This window comes from uncultured Desulfobulbus sp. (assembly GCF_963662935.2).
In the GTDB taxonomy this organism is placed as follows: Bacteria; Desulfobacterota; Desulfobulbia; order Desulfobulbales; family Desulfobulbaceae; genus Desulfobulbus.
Window position 1 is genome coordinate 659,193 of record NZ_CAXXTL010000002.1, and the last position, 24,301, is coordinate 683,493.

The window sequence follows — 24,301 nt, forward strand, 5'->3', positions numbered from 1 at the left end:
ATGCACTGAACAGGGGATTAGAAAAGAAATGGCCAGAAAAATTCTCCGCAAAAATAAAGCAGCTGGATTGCCTCGAAAAGCGCGGCGCCGGACAGGGCGCAGCACAGCAACGGGCTCACTGCACGCATCCATCCTGGGCCTGCTTACAGCCCAGGGGCTGCCACTGACCGAAACCGAGATCGCCCTGGCTCTCCACATGGGTGGGGGCCAGTTGCCTGCGCTGCATACGACTCTAGCGCAACTGCTCGAGGAACACAAAATCGAGAAAAAGGGCAAACGTTTTTTCCCAGCCGCTCAAGCCGAACATCTTCGGGCAACGCTTGACCTCACCTCCAAGGGATTCGGTTTTGCTATCCTTGAGGGGGAGCAGCCCAAGGGTGGCAAAGATATTTTTATCGCCCCGCACCACCTAAATGGGGCCAGCCAGGGTGACGCTATCCTGGTCGCCGTCACCGGCACGGCCCGCGGCCGCCGGGAAGGCCGAGTGATCCAGGTCCTCAGCCGAGCCGTCACCCAGCTCTGCGGTCTCTTCACCGCCAGCGGCGCCGGCGGCTATATAACCCCGGACGACGACCGCCTGCCCTATACCCTGCTAATCCGCCGGGGCGACGATCTTGCCGCCGGCAACGGCATGGCGGTGGTGGCGGAAATCATTGATTACGGTTCGGAACGGCAGGGCCCCACCGGCCGAATCATTGAGATCCTCGGTGATGCCCGGACTGTGGGGGTGCAGATCCGGATGGCCATCATTCAATCGGCCCTCCGGGAAACCTTTCCCGCCGAGGTCGAGGCCGAAGCGGCCCGACTGGTTCCGGTGAGCGAATGCACCGAGGGCCGTACCGACCTGCGCCACCTGCCCCATGTAACCATCGACGGCGAGACCGCCCGTGATTTCGACGATGCCATCTGTGTCGAGCGGAAGGGCGACGGATTCACCCTCTATGTTTCCATTGCCGACGTCAGCCACTATGTGCCAACCGGGTCACCGATCGACCGCGAGGCCTACCTGCGAGGGACCAGCGTCTATCTGCCGGACCGGGTTCTGCCCATGCTCCCCGAACGTCTTTCCAACGACCTCTGCAGCCTGGTTCCCGACCAGGACCGGCCCGCCTTCACCGCCATCCTCAGCTTTGATGCCCAAGGTCGAAGGACCGGCGAACGATATGCGCGAAGCCTGATCCGAAGCTGCCGGCGCTTTACCTACACGACGGTCAACCAACTGCTTTTCCTCAATGATCCTGAAGTTCGCACCGCCCATGCCGATCTGGTGCCGATGCTGGAGCAGGCGAAAAAACTCTCTGCCCTGCTCAAGAGCTGCCGAACCGAACGCGGCAGCCTTGACTTTAACATTCCCGAACCCCAAATTGCTCTGGATGGCGAACAGGTCGCCTCAATCACACTGGCCGAGCGGAACCAGGCGCATTCGCTGATCGAGGATTGCATGTTAGCCGCTAACGAGGCCGTTGCCGAGACCTTGGCCAAGGCCAACAAACCGGTGCTTTACCGCATCCACGAGCGACCAGATCCAACGAAGCTGGAGACTTTCACCGACGCTGCCAAGGCGCTGGGTTTGCACCTGCCCCAATCCGAGGTCAACCCTGCCTGGTTTGCCCAGGTGATCAGGCAGGCGCACGGCTCTCCGGCCGAATACATCGTCAACAATCTGCTGTTGCGCACCATGCAGCAGGCTCGGTATTCCCCCGAGAACACCGGACATTTTGGCTTAGCCGCTGCTTTCTACCTCCACTTCACCTCACCGATCCGCCGCTATCCCGATCTGGTAGCCCATCGAGTGCTGCAGGCCTTGTTAACCGGGCAGACAGAACATATCCCCGCGCCGATTCCTGGCGAAGGAAAAACACTGGCAGACGCTGGCCTGCACCTCTCGCAATGCGAACGCAAGGCGATTGATATCGAACGCAACGTCCATTCGCGCTGCTCCGCGCTCTTCCTTATCGACAAAATCGGCGAGACCTTTGGAGCCATCATCTCCGGGGTCACCGCCTTCGGCCTCTACCTCACCCTGGACGAGAGCTATATCAGCGGCATGGTGCCGCTCACCAGCATGACCGACGATTATTACCTGCATGATAGCCGTCGTTATCGCCTGATCGGCGAGCGGAGCAATAAGATGTATCAACTGGGCGATCGGGTGCAGGTACGGCTTGATCATGTCGATCTCCAGAATAAACGGCTGAGCTTCTCCCTGGTCCCGGCAACCGCCGCCAAACCATTGGAAACCAATGGCGTCTGAAAGTTCCGCTCAGGAGGACACCGCCTTGGTTTTGCTTGACGAATATCGGCAATTCAAATAAAAATGGTTGCCTTCATTACCGCTAACATCTCGAAATGCCGGAACCGGCCCCAGCCCTTTCCGCATAATTTCATCCCTTTGAGGTAGACACCATGGAAAACAGCAGCTGGATATCAGACTTCCTTGCCAACCCCTTTCTGCGCGGCCTGAGCATCGGTTTATTGATTGCCGCCATCCTGTGGGCTCGAGGATGGCTGAAAGCCAGGGAACTCAACGGCAATCTCAAAAAACTTCGCGAGCACCTGCACACAAAACTGGAGATCGACTCGGCGGAAAACGAACGGCGCAAGGGCGAGGCGGACAAACTCAAGCAGGAACGCGACAACCTGCGCAACATGGTCCAGGTTCTCAACCAAAAGCCCGGCCGCCAGGAACTGCGCCAGGTGCAGGTCTACCAGAAGGCGATCGAGATTATGTTTGAAAAATCACCCGGTTTTGCCCCTGCCTGGCAGATCACGGTCAAGGAAGCGGAAGAGGAAATCCAGCGGGCAGAGCGCGGCATCATCCCCTTCTTTAAACGCATGACCAGCAGCAGCCCAGGATCGGAAAAGGCCTCGAAAAAAACCCTGGAACTGGAGCAATCCACCGGTCACTGATGCGGCGGTGCAAGCGTTATGACAGTTGAACATTTGCCGGCTGGTCGTTTGGGCCAGATCGGAATCATCCTGGTGGGGCCGAAATTTCCGGAAAACATCGGGGCATCGGCCCGAATCGCCTCCAACTTCGGTATTTCTCAACTCATTGTGGTCAGCGGTGAGGAATTCGATCAGGAACGGATGATGAAGATGGCAACCCACAAGGCCGCCCACCTCATCCGGGAAATGCGCATCTGCCAAACCACGGCCGAGGCGGCGGCCCCTTTCCACTTCATTGTGGGCACCACTGCCCGCCAAGGCCGGCACCGCCCCCAGGATCAAACCCCGCGAGAGGTGATGGCCGAGTTGGCGCCCCTCTTGGCCGGTAACCAGATTGGCCTGATGTTCGGTCCGGAGGATGCCGGCCTCAGCAACGAGGACCTTGACCTCTGTCAGTTTGCTTCAACCATCCCCACCGCGGGCTTTTCCTCGCTGAATCTGGCGCAGGCGGTGGCCATCCACTGCTACGAACTGTATACCGCCACCCGCATCCACCCCTTTGCCGCCATCCCCAAATCGGAATTTGCCAACTCTTACGATCTCGAAGGCATGTACGAACATGTCGAAGAGGCTCTGACAGGGTTCACCTTCCTCCACGACACCAACCGCGTCTATTGGATGCGCAACATCCGCCAGTTCCTCGGACGGATGAGGTTGAAGAAAAAAGAGGCCAGCATGATCCGCGGCGTCTGCCGCAAGTTGCTTTGGCACAACCGCCAACCCCAGACAACAACACCGAAAGAGGCGCATTCTTTCGAGGAAGCCACCCAGTAATTCCGCCCCCTCTCAGACCCCCTGGAGCGGACAAGCCGCGCAGTTGGGATTGTTTTTTTTGCAATAGACATTACCCACCCGCACCAGCAAGGCGTGATACTCGTTGTAGAGCCGGGTATCGCAGGCCAGATTATCCATGAACAATTCCTGAATGGCCTCATACCCGAACTCCTCGTCGATCACTTGATGCCGCACAAAGATGCGGTGAGTGTAGGTATCTACCACAAAAATCGGCAGGTTGGCGGCATAGAGAAGGATGGAATCGGCGGTTTCCCTGCCGACTCCTTTGATGGAAAGCAACTGCTCCCGAAAATGGGGCAGCGGTTGATCGAGAAAGGCCTGCAGGTCGCCGCCGTGGTGTTCATTAATAAAGGTGAGCAGGTTATGAAGCCGGCCGGCCTTGATATTGTAGTAGCCGGCCGGTCGGATATACTCGGCCAAAAGACCGGTGGGCAGGGTTGACAACGCCTCCAGCGACATCAACCCGACCCCTTTCAAGTTGTCGATCGCCCGTTCGACATTTTTCCAGCTGGTGTTCTGGGTGAGGATAGCCCCCACCATCACCTCGAAGGGTGTTTCCGCCGGCCACCAGTGCTGGGGCCCCAGCTGAGCAAGCATCCGCTCATATATGGTCCAAAGGCGGTCGGCGGTCGTCATACCAATACGAGCCAGGGATCGGACAGCATTCAGTCGCCCAGACAGATGCCGATATCGCGGGCAGTCTGCACCTTGTCGCTTTCCAAATCAACCTTTTTCCGGCGGCGGATCGCATCGGCAATAGGAACCGAGGTCATGTTCGGGGGCACCCAGGCCACCATGTGATCAAAAATTCCGGCCTCAGCCAGACGTACCGCTGCCGTACCGAAACGCAGTGCCAGCAGCCGGTCAAAGGTGGTAGGCGAGCCGCCGCGCTGCAAGTGACCCAAGACCAGGGACCGGGTGTCCTTACCCAGACGCTGACGGATCTGGTTGGCCACCCACTCGCCGATGCCGCCTAGCACCACCTCGGATCGCCCCATCTCCCCCTGCCCCTTGCTGATCACCTCGCCGTCTTCGGCCCGCGCGCCCTCGGCGACTACCACAATCGAATAATGCTTGTTGTGCAGTTCGTTATCGGAGATTTTTTCGCAAACCGAATCAAGTTTAAAGGGAATTTCCGGAATGAGGATAACATCGGCACCGCCGGAGATCCCCGAATAGAGAGCGATCCAGCCGGAATCGCGCCCCATGACCTCGACCACCATCACCCGATCATGGGATTTGGCGGTGGAATGCAGTTTGTCGATGGCGTCGGTGGCGGTAGAAACGGCGGTGTCAAAGCCGAAGGTCCGGTCCGTCGCTTCCAGGTCGTTATCGATGGTCTTGGGTACGCCGATCACCGGCATGCCCTTCTGGGCAAAACGATGGGCGATCTCCAGACTACCGTCGCCGCCCACAGCAATATGGCAGAAAAAACCCATCCGGTTAAAACTCGCTAAAATTTTGTCTGATATATCGACAATTTGAATCTCACCGGCAAGGTTTTCCACCGGTTTGGCAAAGGGGTTACCCTTGTTGGTGGAGCCGAGAATGGTCCCGCCTTGGGAGAGAATGCCCTCCACATCCTCCGGGGTCAGTCGAATCAGATCATCTCGATCAAGCAGTCCACCGTATCCGGCCCTGCTGCCGTAGACCTCCCATCCTTTCCTGGTCGCGGAATTGACCACAGCAAAAATAACTGCATTCAAACCTGGCGCATCGCCGCCGCCGGTGGATATAAGTAATTTTTCTCGCATGATGAGGCCCTCGCCCGTGAAGATTTCCCTTACTGCTACAGAAGCAATGATATGAATTGTAGAAAGCAGCACTCGGATTGACAATCTTTTTTCATCCAATAAACCGATTTTATGATAATTTTACCAAATCGCCGGTCGTTTTCCCCCTAATTTCACCTTTCCCGCCTCACCGCATCGCCGTCTTCCCGTTTTTTTGGTCAGCCCTTTCCCTGCCGATGGTAACGTCGACATACTCTCCATTTATGGCTTCACTTTAGCTTTTTCACATGTATCTTTGGTTGACTTGGCTCTCTTCGCGCCTTAATCTTGAAGTCGTAACCCAATCACTTCTTCCCGCTTGTGGAAGGATGCTTATTTACTTTCGAGGAGGCATGAATGTTTGAAGTAACAGCGCTTGCTGTCGATAATCTAAAAGCATATCTGGAGCAGAACAAGATCAGTTCTGCGGTTCGCATCGCCTTGATGCAGGGTGGCTGAAGTGGCCCCTCTCTAGGTTTGGCTCTGGATGAGCCAAAAGAAAGCGATAAGATATTCGAGGAAGGCGGTCTCAAATTTTTAGTGGAAGATTCTCTTCTGGAAAAATGTGGGGCCGTCAAAGTTGATTTCATGGACGCAGGATACCGTTCAGGCTTCTCCATTACCTCCGCCAACCCTCTGGGGAGCGGCGGCAGTTGCAGCTCTGGATCCTGTGGCGGATCGTGCGGTTGAAAAAACCCGCCTCACAGGGTATTCGCAACCCCTTTGCCGGTCAACGGCAAGGGGGTTTTTCTTTTAAACCGCTCGCGCCCCCACCTTGTGCCAAAATCTTGACACGGGCAGGTTCATTCTTATTGTCTTTTGTTATAATTATTTAACATCCTGTTTTCAAAAATAAACACGACAGGCAAGGAGAAAAGAATGCAACTCGACAAATTCACTATCAAATCTCAGGAAGCCATCCAGGCTGCGCAGCAGTTGGCCCAGACTGGCGGCAACCAGGAACTGCAGCCCGAACATCTGCTCAAGGCCATCCTTGAACAACCCGAAGGGGTAGTCGTTCCGGTGCTGCAGAAAATGGGTGTCGACCCGAGCGTTGTCCTCAGCGAAACCAATCAACTCATCAACACGCTTCCCAAGGTCAGCGGGGCCGGGGTCGGTCAGACCTACGCCTCGCAACAGTTCAGAACCCTACTCGATCAATCGTTTAAGACAGCGGCCAACATGCAGGACGAATACGTCAGCCAGGAGCACCTGTTTCTGACTATCCTGGCCGACCGATCGCTGAAGGCGACCGCTCTGCTCAACCGTCTGGGCATAACCTCCGACGCCTTTCTCAAAGCCCTGATAACGGTACGCGGCAACCAGCGGGTCACCGATCCCTATCCGGAAGACAAGTATCAGGCCCTGGAAAAATATGCCCGCAACCTCACCGATGTCGCCCGCAAGGGCAAACTTGACCCGGTGGTTGGCCGCGATGAAGAGATCCGCCGCATTATCCAAGTCCTATCCCGCCGCACCAAAAATAACCCAGTGTTGATTGGCGAACCCGGCGTTGGCAAAACCGCCATAGTTGAAGGACTGGCCCAGCGCATCGTCAACGGCGACATCCCCTCCACCCTGGAAGGCAAACAGGTCATTTCGCTTGATCTTGGCTCTCTGGTGGCAGGTGCTAAGTACCGGGGCGAGTTCGAGGATCGGCTCAAGGCAGTGCTCAAAGAGGTGGAGAAAAAGGCCGGTGAAATCATCCTCTTTATTGACGAGATCCACACCCTAGTTGGTGCCGGTGCGGCTGAAGGCTCGATGGACGCCTCTAACATGCTCAAACCCGCCCTGGCTCGGGGCGAACTCCACTGTGTCGGCGCCACCACCCTGGACGAATACCGCAAATATATCGAGAAAGACGCGGCTCTGGAACGCCGCTTTCAGCCGGTCCTGGTCCAAGAACCAACAGAGGAAGACACCATTGCTATTCTCCGGGGCATCAAGGAAAAGTACGAAGTCCATCACGGGGTGCGCATTCAGGATGCCGCGACCGTGGCTGCAGTCACCCTGTCCAGTCGCTACATTACCGATCGCTTCCTGCCGGACAAGGCCATCGATTTGATCGATGAGGCCGCCTCCCGTCTGCGGATCGAAATCGACTCCATGCCCACCGAAATCGACCAGTTGGAACGGAAAAAGATCAAGCTGGTGATTGAGAAAGAGGCTCTTAAAAAGGAAAAAGACCCTGCTTCAAAAGAGCGACTGACCAAGGTCCAGGAGGATCTGGCCAATCTCGACGATTCCCTCAAGGGGATGAAGGGGCAATGGACCCTGGAAAAGGACATTATCCAGTCCATCCGCGACATCAAGGCCAAGATCGATCAGGCCCACATGGAGGAACAACGGGCTGAACGGGCTGGGGACCTGAGCAAGGTGGCGGAGCTCCGCTACGGCAAAATTGTGCAGTTGACCAAAGAGCTCGAGGCTGCCAACACCCGTTTGAGCGAAATCCAGGAAAAGCACCAGATGCTCAAAGAAGAGGTCTCTCCCGAGGATATCGCCGCGGTCGTGGCCAAATGGACCGGCATTCCAGTGGACCGACTTCTGGAAGGCGAAAAGGAAAAACTGGTGCAGGCCGAAGGAGCACTTGGCGCCCGGGTGATCGGCCAGCGAGAGGCCATTGTTGCCGTGGCCAATGCGGTGCGGCGGGCACGGGCCGGCTTGCAGGATCCCGATCGGCCCCTGGGCAGCTTCATCTTCCTCGGCCCGACCGGTGTAGGCAAGACCGAACTGGCACGGAGCCTAGCTGATTTTCTCTTTGACTCGGAGCAAGCCATGATCCGCATCGACATGTCCGAATACATGGAGAAACATTCGGTGGCCCGGCTGATCGGCGCTCCTCCCGGCTATGTGGGTTATGACGAGGGCGGCATGCTCACCGAAGCGGTGCGGCGGCGGCCGTATTCGGTCATCCTGCTTGATGAGATCGAAAAGGCCCATCCCGATGTCTTCAATGTGTTGTTGCAGGTGCTCGACGACGGTCGAATGACTGATGGCAAAGGCCGAACCGTGGATTTCAAAAACACGATCCTGATCATGACCTCCAACCTCGGCAGCCATATCATTATGGAGTTGGCCCAGACCGACCCCGAGACCATGCGCCGGCAGGTCGACGACCTGCTCCATCGCCAGTTCAAGCCGGAATTTCTCAACCGCGTCGACGAAATCATCACCTTTCATGGCCTGACCCGCGACAACTTGTTCCAGATTGTCGACATCCAGATCAAACGGATGGGCAAACGGCTGGCCGATCGCAAATACAAGGTGACCCTGACCAAGGAGGCCAAACAGTTTCTGGTCGACACCGGCTACGATCCGGCCTATGGCGCACGTCCCTTGAAGCGTGCCATCCAGCGCCACATCGAAGACCGATTGGCTCTTGAAATTCTGGAAGGCCATTTTGTCGAGGGCGATCATATCCTCATCGACCGGGGCCAGGACAATCGCCTTACCTTCGCCAAACAGTAATCCCGCTCCCCCTTCCACTCTCCGTGGAAGGGGGTTCTCTTTTATCATCCTCTGGATCCGCGCAAAACAAGTCTTCCAAAAACAGGCGTATCGTATTAAATTCGTTACCCTACTCGGCAGACAACACTGACTGCCTCTCATGGGGATCGAGAATCCCGAAACTCGGTTGTTCCAAAGACTCCGGCATGTTCACACCCCTGTTGACCTCTTGCCCGCTTGTGTTCCTCTCGTTTGGGGGAATCCGGCGGCGCAAGGATTGCACCCGAGGTTTTTCCCGTTCTCCTTTCCCGATTTGCTCCCTCGGCAGGTTACTTTTCTTTTCCCTGCTGCTGACAACGACCGCCGTCCCGAGTCCCCTTTTCGCCCAACCACCTGTTATCGTCAACATTTCCGGCGACCTGACCGAAAGTCAGCGCCGGAATATCCGCAGTCATCTTTCCCTGACCAGACTCCAGGAAAACGAAATACCCACAGAGGCGATATTCAACCGGCTGTACGGCAAGGCGCGGCAAGAGGCAGCCAAGGCCCTGGAGCCCTTTGGTTATTACACCCCCGAGATTACGCTGGCGCAACAATCAAAGGACGGTACCCGTTCCATCGAGATGGTGGTTGTGACCGGCCCTCCGGTCACCGTCAAAGAGGTGGAAATTACGCTCACCGGCCCGGGAGAGCAGGAGGGAATACTCCGGGAGGCGGCACAACATTTCCCTCTCCACCAGGGAGACGTTCTCGACCATCAGTTGTACGAGGGTGGCAAGGATAAACTGATCGCCATTGCCCTTGAAAGCGGCTATCATCATGCGGCTTTCCGCACCAGCCGGGTGGAAATCAGCAAGAAATCGCTGAGTGCCACCGTGCGACTGCAACTCGACACCGGTCCCCGCTACCTCTTTGGCCCTCTCACTTTTGACGCCGATTTTATCGACCACGATCTCCTGCGCAAAATCTCCCCGGTGCACGAGGGCGATCCTTTTTCTCCCAAAGCTCTGACCCGGTTACGGCAATCCCTATTTAACGCCGATTATTTCAAGACTGTGGATCTTGAATACGATCCCGCCCAGGCCACCTCTTTCAAGGTACCAGTCAAAGTCGTGCTCACCCCCAACCTTGCCCATAAGTACGGCATAGGCTTAGGATACGGCACGGACACCGGCGCCCGGGGCACCCTGGAATACACCAACCGCCACATCAATAAACTGGGCCACCAATTGAACGTCCAATTGCAGCCCGCACAACGCAAGAGTAACCTCGGCGGCACTTATACCATTCCCATCGGCGATCCCAAGAAGGATCGTCTGGCCTTGGCAGGCAAATACGAAACCGAAGAGTTTGACAACACTGATACCGAAACCGTAAACGCCACGGTCAGCCATGATCACTTCCGGGAATGGGGCGAATATTCCACTTATCTCCAATTTCTCGATGAACAGTACAGCATCGGATCGAATACCGATCATGCCTCCCTGGTCATCCCCGGTCTCAAAGGCAGTGTCTTCTGGGCTGACGACCGCATCACCACCAAACGAGGTATCCGGTTCACCGCCACCGCCATCGGCAGCGAAGAGAATGTCCTTGCCGACACTACCTTTCTCCAGACCTCTCTACGCACCAAGGCCATCTACACCCCCTTTGACCAATGGCGGGTTCTAGGCCGAGCCGAAATCGGCACCACCCTGGTCGACGACATCTACGATCTACCGCCCACTCTGCGCTATTACGCGGGTGGGGATCAGAGCGTGCGGGGGTACGGTTATAAAAAAATCGGGCCGGTTGATTCGGAAGGCAATGTCGTGGGGGGCAAAAATTTACTGACCTATAGTGTCGAGTTGGAACGATCTCTTTTCGAGGAATGGAGTGGCGCGCTTTTTTACGATAGCGGCACAGCCATGAACACCTTCTCGAATATCACGCTCCATTCGGGCGCCGGCATCGGTGTCCGCTGGAGTGGCGTTTTTGGCCAAATCCGTTTGGACTTGGCCAAAGCCCTGGACGAAGAAGGCTCCTGGCGTATCCATTTCACCATGGGGGCTGATCTCTGATGAAAAAATGGCTTCTCCGGTTTCTCGGCTCCTGCCTGCTGCTGGTCCCGGCCACACTTTTTTTCTTCTCCGGCACTGATGCTGGACTGCGCTACCTTATCCAGCTTTGCAATCCCCTGACCGCAGACATCCTGACCATCGGTTCTGCTTCCGGCTCCCTCTTCGGAACGCTGCACCTACGGGACATCCGTTATACGGACGGGATCGACACCGTTCTCATTGATTCCCTCCACCTGACTTGGGATCCTTCGCAACTGCTCAACCGCCACATCCGCATACTGAACATCCAGGGCGCAGGTGTTCGGGTGATGCTTGGCAAAAGTAGCGGAGAAACCACCCTCTCCCCTTTTTCCTTACCCGGCATCCTGTCGATCGATGATGTCTCTGCGGAAACAATGACGATTTTCTCTGACCAAGAAGAGGTGTGGAGCCTCCGGACGGGAACAATCAAAAATCTTTCCTACCGGGGACAAACTCTGACCGTTGAAGAGCTATCACTCGCCAACAAAACAATCACGATCCAGGGAAAAGGGCAGCTCCTTACCAGCAACGATTACCCGCTGCAAGGGACACTGGAATCGCACGTGCTTCCTGTCGGCTACGAGCCCATCATCGCTCGCGGCAGAGTGGACGGACCACTCAACACACTGAAAATTGAAGCCGATTTGCAGAACCCCTTCCCTGTGCATCTCAGCGGTCACCTCAACAACCTCCTTGGCTCAACAAATTGGCAGGCACAACTGGAAAGCCCAGAAGTGGTCTTGAAAAAAATCCATCAAGATTGGCCTGAACAACGCTTCACCAAGGTGGTTATTGACGGCCAGGGGACCCTGAATGAATATACCCTGCAGGTGAACTCGCAGGCAGGCCTCCCCCAACTCAAGAAGTTGAGCGGTCTTTCCGCTAAGCTACAGGGAAATGACGACGGCATCCGAATCAGCACCCTGCAACTCACCCAAGGCAAAACCGAACTCTCGGCAAAAGGTAACCTGGCATGGACTCCAGCCTTTTCTTGGCAGGCGGAGGTCAGCGGCTCTCACCTTAACCCGTCTCTTTTCCTGGCGGACTGGCCAGGTGATTTCACCGGGAACCTGACAACCTCCGGACACGTTGGCCCACGCGGACTCGTTGCATCCCTGCATATGCCCGCATTACAAGGAACCTTGCGTGGCTTTCCCCTTGCCGGAAACGGCGAGATCCATCTTCAGGGGAACCAGTTGCACATTCCTCTGCTGGTTTTAAAAAGCGGTAACTCCGCCCTGCGGATCAACGGTAAAGCTGCTGAGACCATCGACGTCGCCCTGCAGATTGATTCCAACAACCTCGCCGAACTCTGGCCGGGCTCTCGAGGCAAGGTCAACGCCTATGGCCGCGTTACCGGCAGATCGGATAAACCGCAGTTGGACATCAAGTGTGCAGGCAACAACATAGCGATTGGCGGTGATAGTGTCCAAAAAATGACCGTGGAGGCAAAAGGTATTCTGGCGCGCGATGGCGTCCTCGACGCTTCGGTCCGGGCGGAACGCGTGCAGCTTGGTCGCATTAATATGAACTTGATTCGGTTGCAACTCAGGGGATCGCTGAATGATCACCGCCTCGAGTTCGAGGGTCATAACAGCGAGCTTTCCACCGGCTTCACCCTTCAAGGGAATTTCAATGCCCCCCTCTGGCAGGGTACGCTCAGCCAATCCCATTTCACCAGCCAGCGATTGGGCGATTGGCGACAGCAGCAGCACACAGCATTGACCCTCTCCACGGAAAAAACGGAAATCAAGCCATTCTGCCTTGCATCGTCCGCCATGAGCACCCTTTGCATGGATGGTTCTTGGCAGGCGTCCGATAGTACCTGGAAAATCCACAGCACTGTCAACTCTCTCCCCTTGGAATTACTGCAAACAGATTCTACGCCTAACTGGCCCATTGAAGGCCGGCTCAATGCCGACTTTGACCTGGCGGGCCAGCAATCTCGAATCTTATCGGGGAAGCTATCATCTACCAGCAATGGGATGAGCCTGCACATCCCTCTGGAGGACGGCGGCACCCATCTAGTGATCTGGCGCAAAAACACTCTGCTGGCCTCCTATGCCAATAACCGGCTGCAAGCGGTGCTGGACAGTGAACTGGCGGACAACAGCCTGGTGCATGCGGATTTGGCTTCAGCCGATTTCCTTCTTGCCGCAGAAAATATCCTGCGCACCCCGATAAACGGCTCGATTCAGTTCCGGCTCCATGATTTAAGCCCACTGACTGCCCTGACCGATCAGAAGATTCATCTTTCCGGATTGTTAAGCGGACAATTTACCGTAAACGGAACACCTGCCATTCCCCTGTTGAATGGCCAGATGGAATTGCTCAATGGGCAGGCGGAAATACCGCCGCTGGGCATCACTCTGACCCCCATTCTGCTCAAAGTCACAGGTGATACCAACGGAGCCCAATTGCACGCCACGGCTCGTTCGGGCAATGGGTATCTCAAGGCGGAAAGTATTCTGCAATTCGGTCAATTGACATCTGGCCCCCACACGATCCATCTTACCGGAGAGGGTTTCAAAGCAGCGCACCTTCCCGGTCTTGATCTCGACGTTTCCCCTGATCTCTTGTTACTCTTCGGCAAACAACAAACAGAGGTACGAGGCACCCTGATCATTCCCCAGGCCCGGATATCTTCGATTGATTTTCATAATGCCACCGCTTCATCTGGCGATATGGTTATCATCGACGAGGAAGATACCCCACCGGCAACGCCCACCGTGCCGCTCCTTACCGACATCACAGTCATTGCCGGTAAGGATGTGCATATTAACACCTATGGACTGAGGGGTGACATTATCGGCAAATTAGCCGTAAAGGGTCAACCTAACCGGCCTCTGATCGGCAACGGAACGCTCTCTGTCCAGAATGGTTCTTTTACGGTCTACGGTAGACGATTAAAAATTGATCTCGGCCGCCTCCTCTTCACCGGCGGCCCCCTGACAAATCCAGGGATCGAACTTCGCAGCGAAAGGAAGGGCGAAAAGGTAACCACGGGTGTGATTGTCGATGGTTTCCTCCAGCGACCGGAAATGCATTTTTACAGTAGCCCTGCCATGGAGCAAGCAGCCATTGTGGCCAATCTGCTGGAAAGCACTGCGGTCGGAGGGGAAACCAGACAAGAAACAGGATTTATAGGAGAAGCTGCGAGCAAAATGGGTTTAGGTGGCATGGTACCGTATCTGCAAAACGTGAAAAAACTAACCATGATCGATGAAATCAAACTAGAAAGTGGGGACGACCACGATTCGTTTTCCTTAGTATTTGGAAGTTGGCTGACACCTGATTTCTATGTGAGCTATGGGAAAGATCTTGTGAAGGAATCCGGTAGTTTCAATACTCGATACACCCTAGGCAAAGGGTTTTTCTTTCTCACAGAAACCGGCTCATCGCACAGTGGCGGAGACATTAAATATGAATTTGAACAATAAACCTGCATCATTCCTTCCCGCCAGAACTTTTGAAGAATGGCTTCGGAAGCTCGCCTGTGCAGACTTGGGATATTGCCATTTAATAGGCTTTGCAGTAGGTTTACTAATTTTTTGATAATTTCACTTTCCATCCAACCCTTACCACGGTGGCTACATGGCTGAAAACATAGAGGATCTAACAGTTAACTACGAAGAAGAAGGCATTCTGGTTGTTCAGGAAATTGACAAAGAAATCCTTTCCAAGGGATCCTGGACAACCATTCTTTATCAATATCGTGATTTTGATAAAACTACCCAACAATACAGCTCTGATAAATTTACCATTCGGCGATATCAGAAAAGAAATGGGCAGTACCAAGCAAAGTCCAAATTTAACATTTCTTCTATTACCCAAGCTGAAAAGATAATCGAAACACTCTCGCGTTGGATAAACAACCCTAAAGCTTGAACACCTGGCGCTGCCTGCCGCACCGCTTTTATCTATTTTTGCATACTTTTCAGGATATTGCCGATTAAAATTACGATTTCATTCTTACCATAGACGTTATTTTTATTGACACACACTGACACTTTCGGTTACTTTATCGCCTCGTTGCTTCGGACAGAAAAAACAAACCGACAACGAATTGCTTCAAGGAAAGCATTTGCAGCAAGCGCCCCGAAAGAAACACAAAGAAAGTGATTGACATCGGAGTGGAAAACAAGTTATAGTGCTGACTCGCAGCAAACACTGCGTGGCACCATCCTGACCGATTGGTTGGGATTTTGATCTTTGAAAACTGAACAGTAAATGAGCGGGCCAAGTAGTACATTGGTTTGATTTGGACAAAGTCCAGTCTGTTAGACTGGCTAGGATATTAAACTGGAGAGTTTGATCCTGGCTCAGAACGAACGCTGGCGGCGTGCTTAACACATGCAAGTCGAACGCGAAAGGGACTTCGGTCCTGAGTAAAGTGGCGCACGGGTGAGTAACGCGTAGATAACCTGTCTTCGTGTCTGGAATAATACACCGAAAGGGGTACTAATACCGGATAATCTTGCTTTTCATAAGTTTTGCAAGCAAAGGTGGCCTCTGGCTTAAGCTACTGCATGAAGAGGGGTCTGCGTACCATTAGCTAGTAGGTGGGGTAAAGGCCTACCTAGGCAACGATGGTTAGCGGGTCTGAGAGGATGATCCGCCACACTGGCACTGGAACACGGGCCAGACTCCTACGGGAGGCAGCAGTGAGGAATATTGCGCAATGGGGGCAACCCTGACGCAGCGACGCCGCGTGAGTGAGGAAGGCCTTCGGGTCGTAAAGCTCTGTCAAAGGGAAAGAAATGTATAATGGCTAATACCTGTTATATTTGACGGTACCCTTAAAGGAAGCACCGGCTAACTCCGTGCCAGCAGCCGCGGTAATACGGAGGGTGCAAGCGTTGTTCGGAATTACTGGGCGTAAAGGGCGCGTAGGCGGTTTGATAAGTCAGATGTGAAAGCCCACGGCTTAACTGTGGAAGTGCATTTGAAACTGTCAGACTTGAGTACCAGAGGGGAAAGTGGAATTCCCGGTGTAGAGGTGAAATTCGTAGATATCGGGAGGAATACCGGTGGCGAAGGCGACTTTCTGGCTGGATACTGACGCTGAGGCGCGAAAGCGTGGGGAGCAAACAGGATTAGATACCCTGGTAGTCCACGCTGTAAACGATGTCAACTAGATGTAGGGGGTGTTGATCCCTTCTGTGTCGCAGCTAACGCATTAAGTTGACCGCCTGGGGAGTACGGTCGCAAGATTAAAACTCAAAGGAATTGACGGGGGCCCGCACAAGCGGTGGAGTATGTGGTTTAATTCGATGCAACGCGAAGAACCTTACCTGGTCTTGACATCCCAGAAATCCCTTGGAAACTTGGGAGTGCTTCCATTAGGAAGAATCTGGAGACAGGTGCTGCATGGCTGTCGTCAGCTCGTGTCGTGAGATGTTGGGTTAAGTCCCGCAACGAGCGCAACCCTTGCCTTTAGTTGCCAGCAGTTCGGCTGGGCACTCTAAAGGGACTGCCGGTGTTAAACCGGAGGAAGGTGGGGATGACGTCAAGTCCTCATGGCCTTTATGACCAGGGCTACACACGTACTACAATGGCCGATACAAAGGGCAGCGACATCGCGAGGTGAAGCCAATCCCATAAAATCGGTCTCAGTCCGGATTGGAGTCTGCAACTCGACTCCATGAAGTTGGAATCGCTAGTAATCGTGGATCAGCATGCCACGGTGAATACGTTCCCGGGCCTTGTACACACCGCCCGTCACACCACGGGAGTCGGTTGTACCAGAAGCAGTTGAGCTAACCGCAAGGGGGCAGGCTGCCAAGGTATGGCTGGTAACTGGGGTGAAGTCGTAACAAGGTAGCCCTAGGGGAACCTGGGGCTGGATCACCTCCTTTATAAGGAAAGTTACAGGCACTGCCTGTACGGGATCAACCCCGCTCGTTTTACTGTTCAGTTTTGAGAGATCAAGGGCATGGGCCTATAGCTCAGCTTGGTTAGAGCGCACGCCTGATAAGCGTGAGGTCGGTGGTTCAAGTCCACCTAGGCCCACCAGGCATGCCGACCAGGAATTGATTTTGGGGGTGTAGCTCAGCTGGGAGAGCGCCTGCCTTGCACGCAGGAGGTCATCGGTTCGATCCCGTTCACCTCCACCACATGAAAAGCGTAAGGTTGCCTGTTGAGAGTATATTTCAACATGCAACTTTAAACTTTTGATAAAGAAGTTTTTTGATCTTTGACAATTGAATAGCAGGGTATTTAAACCGTAGGGTTAATACTGGTGCAAGTGGGTTTTCGGACCTCCGCACAAGGGTATTAAAACTACAAACAAGCGTTTAGAGCTAACTTAGTTTAAAAAAGACTTATGGTTAAGCTACTAAGGGCTGACGGCGGATGCCTTGGCACTAGGAGGCGATGAAGGACGTGGAAAGCTGCGATAAGCTTCGGTGAGCTGCTAACAGGCTTTGACCCGGAGATTTCCGAATGGGGCAACCCGGCAGAGTTCAAACTCTGTCATTCATTACTGAATACATAGGTAATGAAAGCGAACGAGGGGAAGTGAAACATCTCAGTACCCTCAGGAAAAGAAATCAATTGAGATTCCGCAAGTAGTGGCGAGCGAACGCGGAATAGCCCAAACCCATAGGCTTGCTTATGGGGGTTGTGGGGCCCCGACATGGGATTGTGGAGAGATAGCGGAATGGTATGGAAAGGCCAATCATAGACGGTGATAATCCGGTACGCGAAATCTTGAAACACCCTAGGGTGTCCCCGAGTACCACGAGACACGTGAAACCTTGTGGGAATCTGGGAGGACCATCTTCCAAGGCTAAATACTACCTAGTGACCGATAGTGAACCAGTACCGTGAGGGAAAGGTGAAAAGAACCCCGGGAGGGGAGTGAAATAGAAACTGAAACCGTCAGCTTACAAGCAGTTGAAGCATCCATGTGATGTGACAGCGTGCCTTTTGCATAATGAGTCAACGAGTTACCCTACGTAGCAAGGTTAAGCCGATAGGTGGAGCCGCAGCGAAAGCGAGTCTTAATAGGGCGTCAAGTTACGTGGGGTAGACCCGAAGCCGGGTGATCTATCCATGTCCAGGGTGAAGTCTCGGTAACACGAGATGGAGGCCCGAACCATTGTAGGTTGAAAACTGCTTGGATGAGGTGTGGATAGGAGTGAAAGGCTAATCAAACTCGGTGATAGCTGGTTTTCTCCGAAATATATTTAGGTATAGCCTCGCGAGTTGACTGACGGAGGTAGAGCACTGTTTGGGCTAGGGGTCCCACCGGATTACCAACCCCATACAAACTCCGAATGCCGTCAAGTTCTATCGCGGGAGTCAGACTGTGGGAGATAAGTTCCATGGTCGAGAGGGTAAGAGCCCAGACCGTCAGCTAAGGTCCCTAAACTGCACTAAGTGGAAAAGGATGTGAAATTGCGGATACAACCAGGAGGTTGGCTTAGAAGCAGCAATCCTTTAAAGATAGCGTAATAGCTCACTGGTCTAGTGAATTTGCGCCGAAAATGTAACGGGGCTTAAGTGCAGTACCGAAGCTACGGATCGAAATTTCGATGGTAGGAGAACATTGTGTAGGCCTGAGAAGGTGCATCGTGAGGTGTGCTGGAGGTATCACAAGAGCTTATGTTGACACGAGTAGCGAAAATGAAGGTGAAAAACCTTCACGCCGAAAGTCTAAGGTTTCCTGAAGTTAAGTTAATCTGCTCAGGGTTAGTCGGCCCCTAAGGCGAGGCTGAAAAGCGTAGTCGATGGGAAACGGGTTAATATTCCCGTACCGTTGGTGTGGATATAGTACAAGGGGGGACGGAGAAGGATAGGCCATCCGGGCGTTGGTTGTCCCGGTTCAAGCGTGTAGGTGGAGGACTTAGGCAAATCCGGGTCCTTATTAACACTGAGGCGTGATGACGAAGCCCTAAGGGCTGCAAAGTGGTTGATTCCATGCTTCCAGGAAAAGCCTCGTGTACTTTCACACTGGTGACCGTACCGTAAACCGACACAGGTAGACAGGTAGAATATACTAAGGCGCTTGAGAGAACTCTGGTTAAGGAACTCGGCAAAATAGCACCGTAACTTCGGGAGAAGGTGTACCCACATGGTGATCTTTTTTTCAATTGAAAGCCTAGTTGGGTTGCAGTGAAATGGGGGGAGCGACTGTTTACTAAAAACACAGGACTCTGCGAAGTCGTAAGACGAAGTATAGGGTCTGACGCCTGCCCGGTGCCGGAAGGTTAAGGGGACATGTCAGCGCAAGCAAAGCATCGAACCGAAGCCCCGGTAAACGGCGGCCGTAACTATAACGGTCCTAAGGTAGCGAAATTCCTTGTCGGGTAAGTTCCGACCTGCACGAATGGCGTAACGATTTCCCCACTGTCTCAACCAGAGACTCAGCGAAACTGTAGTACCGGTGAAGATGCCGGTTACCCGCAACAAGACAGAAAGACCCCGTGAACCTTTACTATAGCTTGGCATTGTGTTTAGGGATAACATGTGTAGGATAGGTGGGAGACTTTGAAGCGTGCACGCTAGTGTGCGTGGAGTCAACCTTGAAATACCACCCTTGTTATCTTTGAACTCTAACCGCGGTCCCTTACCGGGATCCGGGACATTGTCTGGTGGGTAGTTTGACTGGGGCGGTCGCCTCCCAAAGAGTAACGGAGGCGCGCGATGGTTCCCTCAGGCTGATTGGAAACCAGCCGTAGAGTGTAAAGGCATAAGGGAGCTTGACTGCGAGAGAGACATCTCGAGCAGGTACGAAAGTAGGTCTTAGTGATCCGGCGATTCCGCATGGAAGGGTCGTCGCTCAACGGATAAAAGGTACTCCGGGGATAACAGGCTTATCTCCCCCAAGAGTCCACATCGACGGGGAGGTTTGGCACCTCGATGTCGGCTCATCACATCCTGGGGCTGGAGCAGGTCCCAAGGGTTCGGCTGTTCGCCGATTAAAGTGGTACGTGAGCTGGGTTTAAAACGTCGTGAGACAGTTTGGTCCTTATCTGTTGCGGGCGCAGGATATTTGAGGAGATCTTTCCCTAGTACGAGAGGACCGGGATGGACGAACCAATGGTGTTCCAGTTGTTCTGCCAAGGGCATGGCTGGGTAGCTAAGTTCGGCAGGGATAACCGCTGAAAGCATCTAAGCGGGAAACCCACTCCAAGATAAGATATCCCGTACCGTAAGGTACCTGAAGGCTCGTTGGAGACTACAACGTTGATAGGTCGGGTGTGGAAGTGCAGTAATGCATGGAGCTTACCGATACTAATTAGCCGTGAGGCTTAACCATATCCTTTTTTAAATGAAGTTTACCCTGCTATTTCAATTGTCACAGTTTTAATATTTTTTCGGTGGCCATAGCGAAGAGGTCCCACCCGTTCCCATTCCGAACACGGAAGTTAAGCTCTTCAGCGCCGATGGTACTGCATGGGAGACTATGTGGGAGAGTAGGTCGCCGCCGATTCTTTTCCTAAAAGCCCTATAACTCAGCAATGCTGAGTTATAGGGCTTTTTTTGTGGTCAAAAAGTGGAGCCAGTCACTTCTGACTAATCAAGAGGATCAAATTGATCTTGCGGGGCATAACACATCGGGCATACCCATTGCTCCGGAAGTTCATCAAAGATTGTAGCCGGCGGAATCGCATTCATGGGATCGCCGGCTGTGGGATTATAAATATATCCACAGTTGGAGCAGATGTATCGTTCGTTTGAGGATTCCATATATCAAACCGCGAAATATTTAGCTTGCGGGTGATGGGCAACAATAGCTGAGGTCGTTTGTTCCGGAACCATTTGCATGTTCTCGGTCAACGAAATCCCGATTGCTTCAGGTTTGAGGAAGGCAAATAAGGGTTTATGCGCCTCCAGATCAGGGCAGGACGGGTAGCCGAAACCATAGCGGGAGCCCTGATAATCCTGGGTCACGGCTCCGTAGAGATCTTGTGGTTGCTTACCATCGATACCCAATTCCCGGCGCATTACTCCGTGCCAGTACTCAGCCAGCGCATCGGTCAGTTCAACACTGAATCCATGCAGCATGAGATAATCGTGGTAAGCGTTGGCTTGATACAATCGCGCCGTCTCTTCGCCAATGCGGTCCCCAATGGTGACGATGAAAAATCCGGCTATATCCCCGCCAGCCGCGGCCGATTTAAAGTAATCGGCGATACAAAGAAACGGTTGTTCTGCCTGCCGGGGGAAAGAAAAGCAATGTTCGGTGCGGTCCGCTTCCACAATGACAGCATCTCCCTTTGAATGACAGGGAAAATAACCGTAGCTCACCTTTGGTTGGATCCAGCACTCGGCTAGTGATGTTTGCATTAATTCCTCATACAGCGGCTGGACAGTCCCTTGGATTAAATCCGTATACTCCCCTGCCCCCATTTTGGCCCGCCTATATCCCCAGCGTCCGCGAAAAAGCGCTTGGACATTCATCAAGGGAAACAGAACCGCCGGGTCGATATCCACCACGTACCGTTGCCCAAAAAATGGCGGTGTAGGTACAGGGTTGCTCCGGTCCACCTCTGCCGCCTTCACTCCAGGTTTCATGGGCTTGATAGCAGTCGCCCCATCATAAATTGTCGATGTCAACTTCCCTGCTTCAAATTCCTGCACCGCCTTCAACCCGGCAAAAGCATCGGCACAGTAGACCACCGGGCCTCCATATCCTGGGACACACGACTCAGCCACAAATTTGGGCGTTAAAGCGGCCCCTCCCAACAATATCGGAGCGGTAAGCCCGGCGTCGCGATACTGTTTCATAGACTCCTGCATGACAATGGCCGATTTGACCAATAAGCCACTGAGACCAATAAGATCGACTCGATACTCCCTCGCCTTTTCTATAATCGTTCCCGTCGGCACTTTTATACCAATATTGTACACCTCATAGCCGTTATTGGAGAGAATGATATCGACCAGATTTTTGCCGATGTCGTGCACGTCGCCCTGAACCGTAGCCAGAAGAATTTTAGTCGCTGCACTACCCTCGATTTTATCCATAAAGGGTTCCAGCAGAGTAACCGATGCTTTCATGACCTCCGCCGACTGCAAGACAAACGGCAGCAGTATTTCCCCCTTGCCGAAAAGCTCCCCGACATGGCGCATGGCCGGTACCAGAATCTGGTTGATTATATCAATGGGCTTAAATCGTTCCCTTAATATGGCAAGGATATCATCCAGACTCTCCTTGTCACCGTCCATCACTTTATGAAACAATTGTTCTTCCGTCTTTTTGACGACCCCCTGCTCCTCATCTGCCATTACCTCCTTTTTCCCGCTGAAATGCTCGATAAACCGCATCAGCGGATCTTTTTCCCCTTCGACCTGTCGATTATAGAGCAAATCAAGGCTGATCTCCCTATCTTCCACCGGTATACGGGCCAACGGCACAATCTTAGCGGCATCGACAATGGCGGCATCAAGACCCACAGCCACCGCCTCGTGGAGGAAAACGGAATTGAGGATGCGCCGGGTCTGGGGTGCAAGCCCAAAGGAAATATTACTCAATCCGAGCACCGTCAGACACCCCGGTAATTCAATCTTGATGCGGCGGATCGCCTCCAGAGTTTGGATCGCGGCGTCCCGCAGGCTCTCGTCACCGGAGCCGACGGTAAAGGTGAGACAGTCAAAGAGCAGGTCCTTGGACCGCAAACCACACTCATCAACAGCGATCGCATGGATGGCCTTCGCCACCCTCATTTTATCGTCGCTGCTCATGGCCATGCCTTTCTCATCGATGGTTAAGGCAACGACAGCAGCCCCATACTTCTTGGCCGCCCGACAAATCCTCCGGATGTTGATACCGCCATCCTCCAGATTGATGGAATTGATGATTGCTCGTCCGGGATAAATTCGCAGACAGGCCTCAATGCACTCAGGGGTGGTCGAATCGATCATCAACGGCGCCTTAAGGGAGCTGGCACACAACCGCACCAAGGTGGTCAGATCGGCTTTTTCATCACGCCCGGCATAGGCGACACACAGGTCGATGATATGGGCACCCTTGGCCTCTTGCTCAACAGCGATCTTCAAACAGCTCTCGTAATCGTTGGCAAGTAGAAGCTCGCGAAATTTTTTTGAACCATTGGCATTGGCCCGTTCCCCAATCAGGAGCGGCGGGATCTCCTGTTGCAGTTCAACAGCCTGATAGAGGCTCGACACCGAAGGCTTCATGCAATCACCTCCCGCACCGCTGGCTTGACTCCAGCCAGGCTCCGCACCAGCTGCCGGGTGTGGGCCGGGGTCGTGCCGCAACAGCCGCCGACCACGCTGACCCCGTAGTCGGTGACAAACCGCCTCATCTCACGCCCGTACGTCTCCGAGTCCATAGGATAGCAGGTCTTACCATCGACGACCTCGGGCAACCCCTGGTTGGGCACGCAGGAAATACGCCCAGGCCAGTTGTGGCTGAGGTAGCGGATATGGGATTCCATGTCCAGCGGTCCAGTGGCACAGTTGAGCCCAAAAGAAAAGATGGGGAACGGTTCGAAGGTGACTGCGGCAGCGGCAATATCGGTGCCGACCAGCATGGTGCCGGTTCGCTCAATGGTCACCGAGGCCATCACAGGGATGTCCACGCGTAGCGACTCCAGGGTTTCGAAGCAGGTGGTCATGGCTGTCTTGATCTGGAGCAGGTCCTGGCAGGTCTCGATAATGAGGAGATCCACTCCGGCAAGAACCAACGCCCGAATCTGTTCTTCATAGGCGCTTGCCAAATCGTCCACCGAGATGTGGCCGAGTGAGGGCAGCTTGGTTCCTGGCCCAATCGAGCCGGCGATGTAGGTGTCGGCCTTGCCATCGATGGCTGTGCGGGCGCAATCAACCCCGGCACGGTTGATTGCCTCCACCTGATCTTGCAGGCCGTACTCGTCCAGGACGATGCGGTTGGCTCCGAAGGTATTGGTCTCAATCACCATGGCCCCGGCTTCAACAAAGCCGGTGTGGAGTTGGATGATCTTATCCGAGGCGGTTAGATTAAGTAGCTCGTTGCACCCCTCCTTTCCTTCCCAGGCCGCTGACGGGATGTGCATTTCCTGAAGATTGGTTCCGCAGGCGCCGTCAAGGATCAGCACCTCATGGTCGTGTGGTCGCATGGATAATTTATCTCGTTTGTCGATGAGTGTTCTTTAAAACCAGGAGCTGCAGACGGTCTTCATTTTCTAGAAAGAGGAATAGGGCCCTGGTGATCGTTTCGGTCAGCTCACTGTAAGGATTATGTTGTCGATTCGCATCAAAATTTTTCACAAGAGATGGAAGAGTCGACGCGACCCGGTAGCG

At 53.8% G+C, this 24,301-nt stretch carries 13 protein-coding genes, 2 tRNA genes and 3 rRNA genes; 13 read left to right on the forward strand and 5 right to left on the reverse strand.

Annotated features, from left to right (window positions below; translation table 11 throughout):
- Positions 1 to 28 precede the first annotated feature (28 nt).
- From rnr to ACHZCX_RS07245, 3 genes are all read left to right on the forward strand, one after another.
- Positions 29 to 2,254 (forward strand): ribonuclease R, encoded by a 2,226-nt coding sequence (gene rnr, locus ACHZCX_RS07235; RefSeq protein ID WP_319586564.1) that lies wholly within the window; start codon positions 29 to 31, stop codon positions 2,252 to 2,254.
- 152 nt (positions 2,255 to 2,406) lie between these two features.
- The gene (locus tag ACHZCX_RS07240) at positions 2,407 to 2,910 is read left to right on the forward strand and encodes a hypothetical protein (protein WP_319586565.1); all 504 of its coding nucleotides are present in this window, start codon (positions 2,407 to 2,409) and stop codon (positions 2,908 to 2,910) included.
- An 18-nt stretch (positions 2,911 to 2,928) separates the two neighbouring features.
- A complete protein-coding gene (locus ACHZCX_RS07245) occupies positions 2,929 to 3,723 on the forward strand; it encodes a TrmH family RNA methyltransferase (RefSeq protein WP_319586566.1) in 795 nt (264 codons plus the stop codon).
- 12 nt (positions 3,724 to 3,735) lie between these two features.
- On the opposite strand, the gene ACHZCX_RS07250 is transcribed toward ACHZCX_RS07245, so the two are convergent.
- Both ACHZCX_RS07250 and ACHZCX_RS07255 read right to left on the reverse strand, forming a co-directional pair.
- A complete protein-coding gene (locus ACHZCX_RS07250; RefSeq protein WP_319586567.1) occupies positions 3,736 to 4,341 on the reverse strand; it encodes an endonuclease III domain-containing protein in 606 nt (201 codons plus the stop codon).
- A 68-nt stretch (positions 4,342 to 4,409) separates the two neighbouring features.
- Positions 4,410 to 5,498, reverse strand: a complete 1,089-nt coding sequence (locus tag ACHZCX_RS07255; protein WP_319586568.1) for a 6-phosphofructokinase — start codon at positions 5,496 to 5,498, stop codon at positions 4,410 to 4,412.
- 375 nt (positions 5,499 to 5,873) lie between these two features.
- Here ACHZCX_RS07255 and ACHZCX_RS07260 point away from each other — a divergent pair, with 375 nt between their 5' ends.
- From ACHZCX_RS07260 to rrf, 10 genes are all read left to right on the forward strand, one after another.
- Entirely contained in the window at positions 5,874 to 6,206 is a 333-nt protein-coding gene (locus ACHZCX_RS07260) for an IscA/HesB family protein (protein ID WP_394708774.1), read from the forward strand.
- Positions 6,207 to 6,395: 189 nt separating this feature from the next.
- Positions 6,396 to 8,987, forward strand: coding sequence for an ATP-dependent chaperone ClpB (gene clpB / locus ACHZCX_RS07265; protein WP_319586570.1), 2,592 nt, complete (start codon positions 6,396 to 6,398; stop codon positions 8,985 to 8,987).
- Positions 8,988 to 9,172: 185 nt separating this feature from the next.
- A complete protein-coding gene (locus ACHZCX_RS07270) occupies positions 9,173 to 11,026 on the forward strand; it encodes an outer membrane protein assembly factor (protein WP_319586571.1) in 1,854 nt (617 codons plus the stop codon).
- The gene (locus ACHZCX_RS07275; RefSeq protein WP_319586572.1) at positions 11,026 to 14,487 is read left to right on the forward strand and encodes a translocation/assembly module TamB domain-containing protein; all 3,462 of its coding nucleotides are present in this window, start codon (positions 11,026 to 11,028) and stop codon (positions 14,485 to 14,487) included. The genes ACHZCX_RS07270 and ACHZCX_RS07275 overlap by 1 nt, the downstream gene beginning before the upstream one ends.
- Before the next feature lie 154 nt (positions 14,488 to 14,641).
- A complete protein-coding gene (locus tag ACHZCX_RS07280; RefSeq protein ID WP_319586573.1) occupies positions 14,642 to 14,935 on the forward strand; it encodes a hypothetical protein in 294 nt (97 codons plus the stop codon).
- A gap of 411 nt (positions 14,936 to 15,346) precedes the next feature.
- Positions 15,347 to 16,905, forward strand: a 16S ribosomal RNA gene (locus tag ACHZCX_RS07285).
- Positions 16,906 to 16,984: 79 nt separating this feature from the next.
- Positions 16,985 to 17,062: transfer RNA gene (locus ACHZCX_RS07290), tRNA-Ile, on the forward strand.
- Positions 17,063 to 17,087: 25 nt separating this feature from the next.
- Positions 17,088 to 17,163: transfer RNA gene (locus ACHZCX_RS07295), tRNA-Ala, on the forward strand.
- A gap of 211 nt (positions 17,164 to 17,374) precedes the next feature.
- A 23S ribosomal RNA gene (locus ACHZCX_RS07300) occupies positions 17,375 to 20,312 on the forward strand.
- A gap of 57 nt (positions 20,313 to 20,369) precedes the next feature.
- Positions 20,370 to 20,486 (forward strand): 5S ribosomal RNA (gene rrf, locus ACHZCX_RS07305).
- Together the 16S, 23S and 5S rRNA genes with 2 tRNA genes alongside form the textbook arrangement of a ribosomal RNA operon.
- 83 nt (positions 20,487 to 20,569) lie before the next feature.
- Here rrf and ACHZCX_RS07310 read toward each other — a convergent pair.
- From ACHZCX_RS07310 to ACHZCX_RS07320, 3 genes are read right to left on the reverse strand one after another with little or no spacing between them, the layout of a single operon-like run.
- Positions 20,570 to 20,743, reverse strand: a complete 174-nt coding sequence (locus ACHZCX_RS07310) for a rubredoxin (RefSeq protein WP_319586574.1) — start codon at positions 20,741 to 20,743, stop codon at positions 20,570 to 20,572.
- Positions 20,744 to 20,746: 3 nt separating this feature from the next.
- A complete protein-coding gene (locus ACHZCX_RS07315) occupies positions 20,747 to 23,197 on the reverse strand; it encodes a dihydropteroate synthase (RefSeq protein ID WP_319586575.1) in 2,451 nt (816 codons plus the stop codon).
- Complete coding sequence (locus ACHZCX_RS07320; protein WP_319586576.1) at positions 23,194 to 24,117, reverse strand: homocysteine S-methyltransferase family protein; 924 nt, start codon at positions 24,115 to 24,117, stop codon at positions 23,194 to 23,196. The genes ACHZCX_RS07315 and ACHZCX_RS07320 overlap by 4 nt, the downstream gene beginning before the upstream one ends.
- Between the last annotated feature and the right edge of the window lie 184 nt (positions 24,118 to 24,301).